The organism is Anabaena sp. UHCC 0451 (genome assembly GCF_034931405.1).
Lineage (GTDB): Bacteria > Cyanobacteriota > Cyanobacteriia > Cyanobacteriales > Nostocaceae > RDYJ01.
The window spans coordinates 14,198-27,716 of record NZ_JAYGHA010000005.1 but is presented as its reverse complement, the minus strand read 5'-3'; the positions used below and the strand labels follow the sequence as shown (position 1 = coordinate 27,716).

General features: G+C 39.4%; 12 protein-coding genes. 5 read left to right on the top strand and 7 right to left on the bottom strand.

The window, feature by feature from the left end; all coding sequences use genetic code 11:
* Positions 1-19: 19 nt before the first annotated feature.
* Positions 20-514, bottom strand: a complete 495-nt coding sequence (gene folK / locus VB694_RS05040) for a 2-amino-4-hydroxy-6-hydroxymethyldihydropteridine diphosphokinase (protein ID WP_323359369.1) — start codon at positions 512-514, stop codon at positions 20-22.
* A 330-nt stretch (positions 515-844) separates the two neighbouring features.
* Here folK and VB694_RS05035 point away from each other — a divergent pair, with 330 nt between their 5' ends.
* Both VB694_RS05035 and psb35 read left to right on the top strand, forming a co-directional pair.
* The gene (locus VB694_RS05035; RefSeq protein WP_323359368.1) at positions 845-3,130 is read left to right on the top strand and encodes a penicillin-binding protein 1A; all 2,286 of its coding nucleotides are present in this window, start codon (positions 845-847) and stop codon (positions 3,128-3,130) included.
* 84 nt (positions 3,131-3,214) lie between these two features.
* Positions 3,215-3,412, top strand: a complete 198-nt coding sequence (psb35, locus tag VB694_RS05030) for a photosystem II assembly protein Psb35 (RefSeq protein WP_323359221.1) — start codon at positions 3,215-3,217, stop codon at positions 3,410-3,412.
* A gap of 101 nt (positions 3,413-3,513) precedes the next feature.
* On the opposite strand, the gene VB694_RS05025 is transcribed toward psb35, so the two are convergent.
* The 4 genes from VB694_RS05025 to VB694_RS05010 all read right to left on the bottom strand — a co-directional run bounded on the left by VB694_RS05025 (position 3,514) and on the right by VB694_RS05010 (position 8,508).
* Positions 3,514-3,936: a TerB family tellurite resistance protein gene (locus tag VB694_RS05025; protein ID WP_323359220.1), complete on the bottom strand. Its 423-nt coding sequence runs from the start codon at positions 3,934-3,936 to the stop codon at positions 3,514-3,516.
* Between the two features lie 57 nt (positions 3,937-3,993).
* On the bottom strand, positions 3,994-5,334 hold the full coding sequence (locus VB694_RS05020) for a 16S rRNA (cytosine(967)-C(5))-methyltransferase (RefSeq protein ID WP_323359219.1): 1,341 nt from the start codon (positions 5,332-5,334) through the stop codon (positions 3,994-3,996).
* Positions 5,335-5,369: 35 nt separating this feature from the next.
* Complete coding sequence (locus tag VB694_RS05015) at positions 5,370-6,785, bottom strand: glycoside hydrolase 100 family protein (protein ID WP_323359218.1); 1,416 nt, start codon at positions 6,783-6,785, stop codon at positions 5,370-5,372.
* 274 nt (positions 6,786-7,059) lie between these two features.
* Positions 7,060-8,508 carry a glycoside hydrolase 100 family protein gene (locus VB694_RS05010; RefSeq protein ID WP_323359217.1) on the bottom strand — a complete coding sequence of 483 codons (1,449 nt, stop codon included), beginning with the start codon at positions 8,506-8,508 and terminating at the stop codon, positions 7,060-7,062.
* A gap of 1,152 nt (positions 8,509-9,660) precedes the next feature.
* On the opposite strand from VB694_RS05010, the gene VB694_RS05005 reads away from it, so the two are divergent.
* Positions 9,661-10,275: a GerMN domain-containing protein gene (locus VB694_RS05005; RefSeq protein ID WP_323359216.1), complete on the top strand. Its 615-nt coding sequence runs from the start codon at positions 9,661-9,663 to the stop codon at positions 10,273-10,275.
* Between the two features lie 137 nt (positions 10,276-10,412).
* Here VB694_RS05005 and accB read toward each other — a convergent pair whose 3' ends face one another.
* Together accB and efp are read right to left on the bottom strand one after the other, a co-directional pair.
* Positions 10,413-10,949: an acetyl-CoA carboxylase biotin carboxyl carrier protein gene (accB, locus tag VB694_RS05000; protein ID WP_323359215.1), complete on the bottom strand. Its 537-nt coding sequence runs from the start codon at positions 10,947-10,949 to the stop codon at positions 10,413-10,415.
* A 257-nt stretch (positions 10,950-11,206) separates the two neighbouring features.
* Positions 11,207-11,764 (bottom strand): elongation factor P, encoded by a 558-nt coding sequence (gene efp / locus VB694_RS04995; protein WP_323359214.1) that lies wholly within the window; start codon positions 11,762-11,764, stop codon positions 11,207-11,209.
* 167 nt (positions 11,765-11,931) lie between these two features.
* Here efp and VB694_RS04990 point away from each other — a divergent pair, with 167 nt between their 5' ends.
* A complete protein-coding gene (locus VB694_RS04990) occupies positions 11,932-12,189 on the top strand; it encodes a hypothetical protein (RefSeq protein WP_323359213.1) in 258 nt (85 codons plus the stop codon).
* Between the two features lie 20 nt (positions 12,190-12,209).
* A complete protein-coding gene (locus VB694_RS04985) occupies positions 12,210-13,307 on the top strand; it encodes a peptidylprolyl isomerase (RefSeq protein WP_323359212.1) in 1,098 nt (365 codons plus the stop codon).
* Positions 13,308-13,519: the final 212 nt, after the last annotated feature.

The following is a 13,519-nucleotide window of genomic DNA, read 5'->3' as shown; positions in this document are numbered from 1 at the left end:
TAATTATGAAAGTTGTTGATTAATCACTAACTAAGTGTACATCAGAACGGTCTACATTTTGCAACAGATTCTCAATTGTTTGTCCAGATAAAGGTTCTCTCCAATCTGGAGCAATTTCTGCCAATGGGACTAATACAAAAGCTCGTTGGTACATCCCAGGATGGGGGATCTGGAGATTTGGCTCATTTAAGATTAAATCATCGTATAACAACAAGTCTAAATCCAGAGTTCGCGGTCCCCAATATTCTCGACGCACACGCCCAAAATTCTGTTCAATTGTCAACAATGTTGCTAACAAGGTTTGCGGTGGCATTTCTACTTGCAAGATGGCACAAGCATTCAAATAATCTGGCTGGGGTGGACCAATAGCCTTGGTTCTATAGTAACTGGATTTTGCTTCCAGAATAATGCCCGGTGTTTGGGTTAAAGTTTCCAGAGATGCTGCTAAGATTTTGTGGGGATCACCCATATTACTGCCAAGAGCAATGGCGCTTCTTGCCAATTTTTTAGACATACTTGCTTGGACTAATGCTCGCTCTAGAGGCTGGGGGATCAGTTTTGCTTCATCAGTTACAGACTTTTCCAATTGTTTTAAATGTCCCAAAAATTATTTAATCATGTTCAGAAGCTAAGTTGACTAACTGTTTGGAAAGTAATTAGATTTTGCAGTCTGATTTGATTGATTCTTTATAAGATATTATGAATTAGTGCGATTAGCACAAAAACCCTCGCCTTTAGCGATCAATCAATAAATTTAAGTAGCTCTGACAAGGAGAAACTGCTCTTGCCACTTGAGAATCATCATAAAAATGAGGAGTCAACAGATGACAACTTACCACCGACAATGCTGGTGAAGGCAAGACAGTTACTGAACCAGGTGACGACTGTATCATCTGGGATGGTTGCCAGAATTGGTAGGACTGATAAACCTTTTTATCGTCGGTTTTGGTTTTGGACAGGTTTAGGTTTAGGTGGCGGAATCATTGCCTTTAATTATGGTATTGGGGTAGTAGATAGTTCTTTGCCAGATAAATCGGAACTCAATGCGGTGATGCGAGAGCAGACACTAACTATCAAAGCTAGTGATGGTACTGTTCTCCAACAACAAGGCGAAGTGACTAGGGAACAGCTAAAGCTAGAGAAAATCCCAGATAATTTAAAGAAAGCTTTCATTGCTGCTGAAGATCGCCGATTTGGGCAACACAATGGTGTCGATAGTCAGGGGATACTCAGGGCATTTGTGAATAATTTGCGATCGCAAAATGTGGTTGAAGGTGGCAGTACCATCACTCAACAAGTAGCAAGAATTCTCTTCCTCACTCAAGAAAAAACAATTTGGCGGAAACTCAAAGAAATCCGGCTGGCTCAGAAAATTGAGCAAGAACTTAGCAAAGACGATATTTTAGAGCGTTACCTGAATCTGGTCTATTTAGGTTCTGGCGCTTACGGTGTGGGAGATGCGGCTTGGATATATTTTAGTAAATCGGTGGATCAACTTACCTTGTCAGAAATGGCCACCATTGCCGGATTAGCCCCTGCTCCCAACGTTTACGCCCCAGATAAAAATCCTCAATCAGCCATAGAAAGGCGAAATCTGGTGTTACAAAGGATGCTGGAAGATAGAGTAATTACACCAGAACAACAGCAAGCTGCAATTAAAGAACCCCTCACCGTCAACAGCAATTTACCCAGACGGTTTCAAGTTGATTCCCCTTATTTTACTACCTACGTTCAGCAAGAATTACCAAAATATGTGAAGCCTGATGTGTTAGCAGCAGGAGGATTAGTAGTAGAAACTACCTTAAACCCGACTTGGCAAAATGCAGCAGAAGCAGCAGTTACTAAAACTCTTAAAACTCAAGGTAGTTGGGCAAATTTTAAAGAAGCAGCTTTAGTAGCTATCGATCCCCGCAATGGTGAAATTCAGGCAATGGTAGGGGGTAAAGACTTTGGTAAAAACCAGTTTAACCGTGTGACTCAGGCACAGCGACAACCAGGATCGACATTTAAAGGGTTTGTCTATGCTGCGGCGATCGCTACAGGCAAAAGTCCCTACGATGGCTATCTAGATGCACCATTAGTAGTAGATGGTTATGAACCAAAAAACTACAGTGAAAAATTCTATGGCTCGATGAACTTAAGAGATGCCCTCACCCGTTCTATTAACACAATTGCCGTCAAGCTATTAATAGATGTGGGATATGAGCCAACCATTAAACTGGCTCAGGATATGGGAATTAAATCAGAACTCAAGCCTACCTACTCTTTAGCTCTTGGCTCTAATGAAGTAAATCTACTGGAATTAACCAGTGCTTATGGTTCTTTTGCTACCCAAGGTTTACATACAGAGGTGCATGGGATTCGTCGCGTCCTCAACCGTCAGGGTAATATCATCTGGTCAGCCAATTTTCAATCTAAACGAGCTTTAGATGCTGATAGCGCCGCCATTATGACCTGGATGCTTAGGAACGTAGTCAGAAATGGGACTGGTGCTGCTGCCCAATTAAATGATAGACAAGTAGCCGGGAAAACTGGTACATCCGACGAAGCCCGTGATTTGTGGTTTATTGGCTATATTCCCCAGGTAGTAACAGGGGTTTGGCTAGGTAATGATAATAACCGTCCTACTTATGGTAGTAGCACTAGCGCCGCTTATACCTGGCATGAATTTATGAAAAAAGCGGTAGAGGGAATGCCAGTAGAAAAGTTTCCTGAACGACCTAAATTAGAAAATCGCAAAGGGACAATTAAAGCCCAACCCATCAAACCGAAAAAAATTCTCAATCGCTCAGTTTCTAATAGTGATGAAAGCTCAGATCAGGATAACAATAATTCATCCAGCAGACGCAGACGCAGACGCAATAACACTGAAGTAGAACAGCAATCAGATTACACCCCAAGACGTAGAAGGCGTTACCGAAAACAAGAGGAAGATACCAGTTCCAGAAGAGGAAGGCGCTATAATTCTCAGCAGTCAGGTAATAATTCTACTTCGGGATCATCTCGTTCAAGACGGCAAAAAAATTCTGCACCTGCTGTAAAAAATAATTCCTCTGGATCTTCCTCAGCACAACCTTCTTGGCGGGAAAGACTCAAACCCGGTTCTTCATCTTCCTCCTCTGGAGAGTAATATTTCCCACTGGTGGCAGATGTAGATGATCATCTCGTTTTATACTGTGTTAAGAAGTGTTACAGACGGTAGGATAATATACTCATGAATTTATTACTTGAAACAGCAGCACCAGTAGCAGCCGGTCCCCATTTTCCACTAGCTTTTACTTTAGTGTATGTAGTTGGTTTTATTGCGGCTGTCACCATCGGTTCAATTGCTTGGTACAACTCAAAACGTCCCGCAGGTTGGGAAAGCAAAGATCGTCCTGATTTTGTCCCTAAAGTTGATAAAGAATCATAGGAGTTCAAGGAGTCAGGAGTCAGGAGTCAGGAGGTGAATCTTTCTCCCCATCTCCCCATCTCCCCATCTCCCCATCTCCCCATCTCCCCAGTCACCAGTCCCTAATTTTGAACATCCACCCAACGGCGGTAAAGCTTTTGAATTTGTTTTAGCAGTGGGGTATAAACTGGTTGAGTTGAATCATGGGATTTACTTAACTCCTGCAATGTGGTCAGAAGTTTAGCTTCTTCAATAGCAACTTCACCGTCGCTGTAAATCAATCCACTGATAGCTTCAATGAGATTTTCGCACTCTTCTAAGCTTGGGCGATCGCCTAAATACTCCCTCACCCATTCATAACATTGACTTGGTTTGACTGGTACTAATTCATACAGCCAAGGCTTAATCTCTGGATCACTAGCCAAACCTTTCGCTTGAGCTATTTCCCGCAGATATTGTCTTTCTTCTGGCTGGATTCTACCATCAATCCAAGCGGCTCCAATCAGGATTTTAACTAGGTTTTTAACTTGAGAATGATTAACCATTGCTGCCTCCTCCAGTAGATTCGGTCTTTCATCAAATGGTACAATCGTTAGCAGTATTCACTCGGAATCCTTAGTTTTTCTTAAGCGCACCATGAAAAAACCATCCATATTCTGTTGGTGAGGCCATACCTTCAACCACCCTGGGGTAGAAATATCTAGAAAATCAAAGCTGGGGTGTTCAATTTGCCAATGGGGATGGGTTGCTAAAAATTCCGCAATTACTTCCTCATTTTCCGCTGGATGTAGCGTACAAGTTGCGTAAACTAAAACACCTCCAGGCTTGACAAAATCTGCTGTATGTGATAATAGCTCTTTTTGCAGTTGGGAAAGTTCTTTAACAGAAGCCGGAGTTTGTCGCCAACGCGCATCAGCGTGACGGTGCATAGTTCCTAAACCAGAACAGGGAGCATCTAATAATACACGGTCAGCAATGTTGTGAAATTGGGTAAAATTGCGGCTATCCCCCGTGCAGACTTCGATAGATTGTAAATTCAGACGTTTAGAATTTTCAGTAAGTTTGCGTAAACGAGAAGCAGTTTTATCACAAGCGTAAATTTTGCCATTATCCCCCATTAACTCTGCAATATGGGTGGTTTTTCCCCCAGGTGCTGCACAGACATCAATTACCACCTCACCGGGTTGGGGGTCAAGCAAATGACCAACTAACTGGGCGCTACTATCTTGCACACACCACCAACCATCTTTAAAACCAGGTAAATTTTGAATACCTCCCGTACTACTAATTAATCTTAAAGCTTGGGGTAAATGGGGAATTTTGCTCACTAAAATACCAGCATCTTTAAAAATTGATTCTACTTTTTCTATGTCACTTTTAAGAATATTTACTCTTAAATCAATAGTCGGGGTTTGATTCATCCATTGACAGAGTTTTTCTGTTTCTTCAAAACCCAATTGTGATAACCAAACTCCAATTATCCAATCAGGAAAACTATGTAAAATTCCTAATCTTTCTACAGGATTTTCTGGTAATTGTAAAGGTTCTGATGATGTTTCTAAAAGTCGGAGATATTGACGTAAAAACCCATTAACAAACCCTGTTAAACCAGAAATACCATTTGCTTTTGCTAGTTCAACTGTGGTATTGACAGCAGCAGAATCAGGGATTTTTTCTTGATAACGGAGTTGATATAAACCGAGATGTAAAATTGTCCGCAAGTCTGGTGGTTGTTGTTGTGATTTTTTGGTAGCGAGTTGGTCAATAATAGCGTCTAAAGTGCTTTGTCTTCTGACACAGCCATAGACTAATTCTGTCATTAACCGACGGTCATTGTCGGGTAATTTAAACTTTTGTAATACACGATCAAGAGCGACATCAGCATAAGCTCCTTTGTGTACTTCTTTGAGTGCGGTAAATGCAAGTTGACGGGGGTTAGTCATGAAAAAAAACTGGTAAAAAATTTATGTATTAACAATTATAAATCACAAAATCGTTCATCCTTTTCAATATCAAATTCCCCAAAACTAATTAACTCTAAATATTCAGGATTTCGCATTAATTCTTTTGCTAATAAAAAACCTGTAATTGTCCAAGTTTGATATCTCCTCGCTTCCTTACCAATTAATGAACCACTCGTACTATCATAATATTCTGGCCATTCATCTTGACTCAGACGTGCTTGAGCAATTTCAATAGCACGTTCACTAAGATCAGTTCTCCCTGTTTTTTGAGCAGCAGCAGTTAAAAACCATAACAAAACTGGCCAATTCCCACCATTATGATATGACCAAGGTGCATTTTTAGGATCACAACCTGTAAAAATTTTATATTCCTCTTTTTCTAAAGCCGGGAAACAGATTTTCATGGGCATTTCTCCTACTAAGTCATCCCATTGTTCTTCAATCAAATTCATAATCGCTTGAGATTGACGTTCATTAGTTAAAGAACAAATAATAGCCATTAAATTTCCCAAAGAAAAGAACCGAGTATCTAATTGAGAAGGTCCAATATTTCCGGCTAGATAACCCCCATGTTTTGGCAACCACACAGATAAATGATTATAGGGAATTGAATCTGCATAGATATTAAATTGATTGACTGCTGTGTGTCCATATTCTTCACTTTTAAACCGATAGATAACATTGAGCCTTTTCATATCTATCCAATAATGATGACGAATATGATCTCTTAATAAAGGTAAACGATTATCAATAGCTGTAACAACTTCTTCATCACCAGCACAAATTAACAATTTGCGTGCTGCACGTAAAGCGGCATAAAATAAAGATTGAATTTCTAAAGGATAGCCATAAATACCCAGACGACGGTAAATCATACAAGCACCATCGGGAACTAATAGCGTTGGGTTCATATCAAACCGAGTCGCTAAACAAAGTTCCATTATTAACATAATGCCTTGCTGAAATTGCGGCTGCATGGCAAATTTTACATCTTTTGTTGCTTTCACATAAGCGTGTAAAATAATAATCCACCATAAACAAGAATCGACTGGTGTAACTCTGGCTATAGCTTGTTCACCAAAATCTGCTTCTAAACATTCTTTTCCATCTATTAATACAACTTGAAAGCTGGCTGGGATTAAACCCTTACGGGGTGTATAAGCATCAAATTGATTTTTTTTCGGTTGTAATTTTAACGTTTCTTCTAGAAAGTTACGAACAATATCATATCTACCTTTGATCAAAAAAAGTAAAGCCGATGGCACAAAATCACGAATAAAGCAATGATCAAAATTTAAGACAGGTTTTGTGCGATCGCAAACAGCCATTGTTCCTACAGGATGACCTTGATAATAAGTAATTGACTGTTCTAGGAGTTTCCAAGCCTGGTTCTCTAGAAATTCTAATGTTGATATTTCTGCTTTTTTCATAGAGTAACCGCGCCCTTTTTATGAGTTTGTTTAGTCAGGAATATTCTGCTTGATGGAGAAAAAATTTGTTGCTTTTGGTTTTTTCCTATTCTTTTATCATGATATCCTTTTTAACGTGTCACTGAAAGCTATTTATAAATAAAATAAAAAAAGCCCCATATTGTCTTATAGGAGCTAAAAAATATTGTTTACCTTGGGCAGTTTTTCCGATTAGTAGAAGTTCAACCACAGTCAACAGATATTTTGTTGATGTAATTGAAAATTCCTACATCTATCATAAAGACATATAAGGATCTAAACTGCCCACCTCAAACTCACAAGCTCTAGAAATAGTTTCTGGAGGTAATTTACCAAAACTGATTAATGGTAAATAATCAGGATTATCTATGAGTTCCTGCGCTAATAAATATCCGGCAATTGTCCAGGTTTGATATTTCCGCGCTTGTTTACCAATTAGTCTACCTTTTTTACCGTCGTAATATTCTGGCCATTCATCTTCACTTAGACGCGCTTTGGCAATTTCCATCGCTTTTCTGGCCATAGCAGTTTTATTGGTTTTCATTGCAGCTGCGGCTAACATCCACATTAAAACTGGCCAACTTCCAGCATTATGATAAGACCAGGGTATGTTTTTAGGATCGCATCCTGTCACAACTCTGTATTCTTCATTTTCTAAAGCTGGAAAACAGATTTTCATGGGCATATCTCCCACTAAATCATCCCATCTTTCTTCAATCAAAGTCATAATCCCTTGGGATTGTTCTTCTGTAGAAAGATCGGCAATAATAGCCATTAAGTTGCCGAGGGAAAAGAAACGAGTATCTAATTGAGATGGTCCTACATTACCTGCTAAATAACCACCTTTTCTAGGTAGCCATTTATCTAATTCATAATAAGGCAGAGAATCTACATAAATGTTAAATAGATTCACAGCTGCTTTACCATATTCTTCACTTTTAAAACGATAAATTGCATTCAAGCGAGAAATATCGATCCAATAATGTTTACGGATATGCCCACATAACAAAGGTAAACGGTTATCAATTGCTTCCACAATATCTTGATTACCTTTACAAATTAGTAGCTCACGCGCTACACGTAATGCGGCAAAAAATAGAACTTGAATTTCTAACGGATGACCATATATACCCATGCGTCGGTCAATCATGCAAGCACCATCTGGAACTAACAGCGTTGGATACATATCAAAGCGATTAGCCAAACAGATTTCCATAATTAACCTAATTCCTGTTTGGAATTCAGGTTGATAAGCTAGAGAATAATCATTTGTAGCTACGACATAAGCACGTAATAAAATTAGCCACCACAAACAAGAATCAACTGGTGTGACTCTAGCGATCGCGTGTTCTCCAAAATCTGCTTCTAAATGTTCTTCTCCATTGATAGATACAACTTTGAAGCTGGCTGGAATTAAACCTCTACCGGGTTTATATGCGTCTAATGCTCTTTCTTTAGGCTGTAACTTTAATGTTTCTTCTAGGAAATTTCTAACAATATCTGTTCTCCCTTTAATCAGAAAAATTAATGCCGAAGAAACAAAATCTCTAATGAAACACTGATCATAATTCAGAGCTTCTACCGATGGATCATAAGCAGCTAAAGTACCAACAGGACGGTCTTTATAGTAGAGAATTGAATTCTCTAAGGCTTGCCATGCCTCTTTTTCTATATTTTCACTTGTGTTTAATTCATTTAGTTGCATCGCCAGAATAACTCCATTTAGATAGTAAATTGGTGGTAGATGCGCCTTTAGTTATCATTAGATTAGTATTTGCTTTTATCATCAAAAAGATGATTAGGAAAATAGCAAATATCAATCATCAATAACAATCTTCACACAAGAACAGTTGCAATTGCCGAATATTAGCAAATTAATTGATAGTTAATTTGCTTTTTATAAATTATCTTGCCGTGAATCCACGTCATCTAGTTATTTAGATCAATCAATAAAAATTGGCATGAGAACAATTACAACAAGATATCATGATATATTGTTAGATTCTGCATTATCCCACGATAAAATAAAGGATCATGCTTTACCAAATAAAAATATATCCCTAATGCTGTTTCAGGCTTCTATGAAGTTTAAACCCCTGACAGTATATTTACTTGACTAGGATTGACTGTTTGAAACTGCTAATTAAATTATTCCCCTATAACTTAACAATTTATAACGTTTTTTGGCAATATGCAATATGAATGCTGAAAAAATTTAAGGATGTCAAGTTTTCTCAAAATCTGTAGATTCTCACCTAATAAATAGCTTTTACTTGAAAATTCACAACCAACGACTAATAAATGAGTAAAATTATCTGATGGCTTTTTTATTGTCCTCACAGCTTGCTAGAGGCTAGAAAAACCAAAATTAGCTAATTTTTGCAATCCTAGCAAATTCCATTGCACCGACCACCTGGAAAGTCGAAATTGACTGTAACTAATTACACAATTTCCGTGTAAAATAGTTATATAGCAGTTCCCATGCTCGTGAGTGAGGTACAAAGTTTTTTAGTTTTAGGGAACAGGGATATTGAATTTCACCCAAGATGAGGAAGCAGGGGTATTAAATATCTTTCCATACACCCGCTTAGTATGCGTATTTCAAGAATTGATTATATTTACATCAAAGTTCAGGTGACGGGCTAGAACAGTCAGCCTAAAATTAAAGATGAGATAAAGTTACTATGGGTGCATGATTTAGATATTGCTAAAACAGGCAAAATACGAATTTAGCAGAACTTTCACATATTAAGGCATCTCTAGATTTTAAGAAACTCCCCCAGCATCTGTATCGTCTTTAACCAGGCTGCTCCTCTCGTCAAAACTATTTCAGCCCTTTGTCAAGTAGGTTTTATATATGAATGACCAACAAAGAACTAACCGTAACGTTTCTTCAGGTGTAATAGCGGCTGTCTCAGCTGCGGTTGTGGCGGTAAGTGGTGGGGTAGCTTGGTTGACTTCCCAAACTCCTGAAATTCCCACACCAGGAAACCCTTCCCAAAGCATTAGACAGCCACAACAGCCATTAACTACTCAACCAGGAAATGAACAAACTGCTAACATATATTGGCTCAAACCAACGGAAAAAAGCTTTGAGTTAGTTCCTCAGCCTATAAAAATTGCTGCTGCACAGCCTAACCAAGCTTTAGAAGCCGCCTTTCAAACCTTGTTAGCAGGTCCAACTGAAGGGACAGATTCCACAACTATTCCCCAAGGAACTAAGCTGCTAGGAATGAAAGTGGAAAATAATGAAGTTCATGTGAATCTATCAGCAGATTTTACTAGTGGTGGTGGTAGTAGCTCAATGGTTGGTCGTGTCGGTCAGGTTGTCTACACTGCTACAACTTTAAATCCTAACGCTAAGGTGTACATTGAAGTTAACGGCAAGCCTTTGGAAGTTTTAGGTGGTGAAGGAGTGGAAATAGAACAACCTTTAACTCGGACTAGCTTTAACAAAAATTATCCTCTTTAGTCAGCTGTCATTGGTCATTAGCTATTCAACAAAGGACTAATGACTAATGACTAATGACTAATGACTAATTTTTATTTATCACCGTAAGTATTTCCGAGTTTTCACAAAGACTCATTTGATCGTATAGATATTAATACTTAATCGGGATTAATTCGCATCAAAGGTTGACCATATTCTACAGGTTCGCCATTTTGAACAAGAATTTCCATCACCTGTCCAGAGACTTCGGCTTCAATTTCGTTCATCAGTTTCATGGCTTCGATAATGCAGACTGATTGACCAACCTTAACGCGATCGCCCACTTCTACAAATGGCGCTTCACCTGGTGCAGATGCGCGATAAAATGTTCCTACCATCGGTGACTGCACTTCTACCAATCTAGCTGAAGAAGCATTCACGCCTAAAGGTGATTGTACCGTAGCCGCAGAATTATCACGGCTTGTTGCTGTTTCCGGTAGTTGCGTAGGTGCTGTCTGGTTGCCCGTTGGTGAAACCGATGTCAAACCCCCACTAACCATACCGCCTAGCGTTGCTTGACCTACCGACAGTACAGAATTGTTGACACCTTTACGCACTGTTAGCTCAAAATCATCGCTTTTGAGCGATACTTCGGTAATGTCCGTTTGTGCAATAGTTGCTAATAGTTGGCGGATTTCATTAAAGTCTAATGGCACAGTATTTTTTACCTCGACCTAACCGTAAAATCAAAATTTTAAGTGTGGCACTGAATAAGTATTTGATCATGGATACCAGATAACTGAGATTGATCAATAAACTTGAGCAGGGCTAAATGTTGTTCATTTTTCCCATTCAGGAGGTAATACCGAGAAATGTTATTTATTTCTGGGTATTACGGGAGATTGTTCATTTCTCCTACCTGGCTGGATGACAAGGGCTGGAAATTGATCTTGGATATCCACAAAAATGCGGCTTATTCCCTGCCTAAATATTTATCTTCTCTAGTATCTATCTTGATCCGTTCACCTTGAGAAATAAATAGGGGAACCATCACAGTTGCACCAGTTTCTACAATCGCTGGTTTTGTCCCACCTGTGGCAGTATCACCTTTAACACCAGGGTCAGTTTGCACAATTTCCAAAACCACAGAATTAGGTAGTTCCACTTCTAGCACTTGTTCGCCCCAACGAATAACGTTGACTTCCATACCTTCTTTCAGATATTTTACGCGATCGCCAATTTGTGCAGTAGTTAACCTACCTTCTTCATAAGTTTCCATATCCATAAAGACAAATTCTTCACCCTCTTTATAGGTATGCTGCATTGTCAGTTTTTCCAAAGTAGCTTGGGGTACAGTTTCCCCAGCCCGGAAGGTTTTTTCTACCACGCTACCACTCTGGACATTTTTCAGTTTAGTTCTCACAAAGGCAGAACCTTTACCTGGTTTAACGTGGAGAAACTCAATTACTCGCCATACAGACCCGTCTAGGACAATAGAAACACCGGGTCGAAAGTCGTTACTAGAAATCATGAAACTTTCAAATTTGGGAAGAGAGTCGGCATTTATTGTACCTGTAATTAGGGAACAGGTGACAGGGGATTGGGGATTGGGGATTGGGGATTGGGGATTGGGGATTGGGGATTGGGGATTGGGGATTGGGGATTGGGGATTGGGGATTGGGGATTGGGGATTGGGGATTGGGAACACGGAACACGGAACACGGAACACGGAACACGGAACACGGAACACGGAATAGGGAAGCGGGGGAAGAATTACCAATTACCAATTACCAATTACCAATTACCAATTACCAATTACCAATTACCAATTACCAATTACCCATCACCCATCACCCATCACCAATTACCAATTACCAATTACCAATTACCAATTACCCATCACCAATCCGCAATATGGGAAGATTAATGATGGGTTACTTCCAGTCAAAAATTTGATGCTGCATTTGAGAAATTCCATGTTTAACTTCATAAAATCCTGGCTGAAATACAGCCTCAAGATCATACTGCTGGTAACAATCATTGTAGGCATAAGCACAGTTGCTTGGACTTCCTCAAGTCACGCTGCCCTACCTGCTGGTAATGCCATTACAGATGGTAAAGCTTTGTTACGGTATGCACTCCCAATCGATAACAAACCAGTACGCAAACTGCAAGCTAGTTTAGAAGATATTTCTAACCAACTGCGTGCTAATAAGCGTTGGGGTGCAGTTTCCAGAGACCTCAGCCAAGCATCACGGATTCTTGATAAACCCTCCCAAATCTTAACAAGCGTTCCCCAAGAACGCCAACCCCAAGCGGAAGCTTGGATAACTGAGTTAAAATCTGGCATAGCAGAACTGCAAGAAGTAGTCAAAAACAAACAAAAAGACCCTATTCTGGAAGGCAGAGCTAAATTACTCAAACTCGTCAGCTTGCTAGAAGAGTCAATGGTGAAAGAATTTCCCTTTGAAGTCCCTGCTAAGTACAGTAATTTACCTCAACTCAAAGGTCGGGCTACTATTGCCTTTAAAACAAATAAAGGGGATTTAACTGTAGTAGTAGATGGTTATAGCGCCCCTGTGACTGCCGGAAACTTTGTTGATTTAGTGCAACGGGGTTTTTATAATGGTTTAGAATTTACCCGTTCTGAAGAATCTTATGTGTTGCAAACCGGAGATCCAGAAGGTAAAGAAGTCGGTTTTATTGATCCCAAAACAGGTAAATATCGGGCTATTCCTTTAGAAATTTTGGTACAAGGGGAGAAAGAACCAACTTATGGTATTACTCTCGAAGATGCTGGGCGTTATCTTGATATGCCAGTATTGCCTTTTTCTTCCTTTGGTGCTTTAGCAATGGCACGTCCTGAAGGTGATGTAGATGGTGCTTCTTCTCAATTTTTCTTCTTTCTGTTTGAACCAGAACTTACTCCTGCTGGACGCAATCTTTTAGATGGCCGTTATACAGTTTTTGGTTATTTGACAGAAGGTAGAGAGATTTTAGATACTCTCAAAGCTGGTGACAAAATTGAATCTGCAACCGTTATTCAAGGGATCGAAAATTTAATCGAACCGTAAGAATTCAGGTGAGGTGATAAGATCCCCGACTTCTTTTGTTTATTGTGTTCATAAATGATAAATTGCTCTTAGAAGTCGGGGATCTGGGTGAATTCAGGTGAGGTGATAAGATCCCCGACTTCTTTTGTTGATTGTGTCCATAAATGATAAATTGATCTTAGAAGTCGGGGATCTGGGTATGAAAGATTGCTATAGCTGAATACTTACGTCGA

What these genes read in the sequence shown, in the direction of transcription:
- folK (WP_323359369.1), bottom strand. Translation starts at nt 514, where the DNA reads ATGTCTAAAAAATTGGCAAGAAGCGCCATTGCTCTTGGCAGTAATATG.
- VB694_RS05035 (WP_323359368.1), top strand. Translation starts at nt 845, where the DNA reads ATGCTGGTGAAGGCAAGACAGTTACTGAACCAGGTGACGACTGTATCA.
- psb35 (WP_323359221.1), top strand. Translation starts at nt 3,215, where the DNA reads ATGAATTTATTACTTGAAACAGCAGCACCAGTAGCAGCCGGTCCCCAT.
- VB694_RS05025 (WP_323359220.1), bottom strand. Translation starts at nt 3,936, where the DNA reads ATGGTTAATCATTCTCAAGTTAAAAACCTAGTTAAAATCCTGATTGGA.
- VB694_RS05020 (WP_323359219.1), bottom strand. Translation starts at nt 5,334, where the DNA reads ATGACTAACCCCCGTCAACTTGCATTTACCGCACTCAAAGAAGTACAC.
- VB694_RS05015 (WP_323359218.1), bottom strand. Translation starts at nt 6,785, where the DNA reads ATGAAAAAAGCAGAAATATCAACATTAGAATTTCTAGAGAACCAGGCT.
- VB694_RS05010 (WP_323359217.1), bottom strand. Translation starts at nt 8,508, where the DNA reads ATGCAACTAAATGAATTAAACACAAGTGAAAATATAGAAAAAGAGGCA.
- VB694_RS05005 (WP_323359216.1), top strand. Translation starts at nt 9,661, where the DNA reads ATGAATGACCAACAAAGAACTAACCGTAACGTTTCTTCAGGTGTAATA.
- efp (WP_323359214.1), bottom strand. Translation starts at nt 11,764, where the DNA reads ATGATTTCTAGTAACGACTTTCGACCCGGTGTTTCTATTGTCCTAGAC.
- VB694_RS04985 (WP_323359212.1), top strand. Translation starts at nt 12,210, where the DNA reads ATGTTTAACTTCATAAAATCCTGGCTGAAATACAGCCTCAAGATCATA.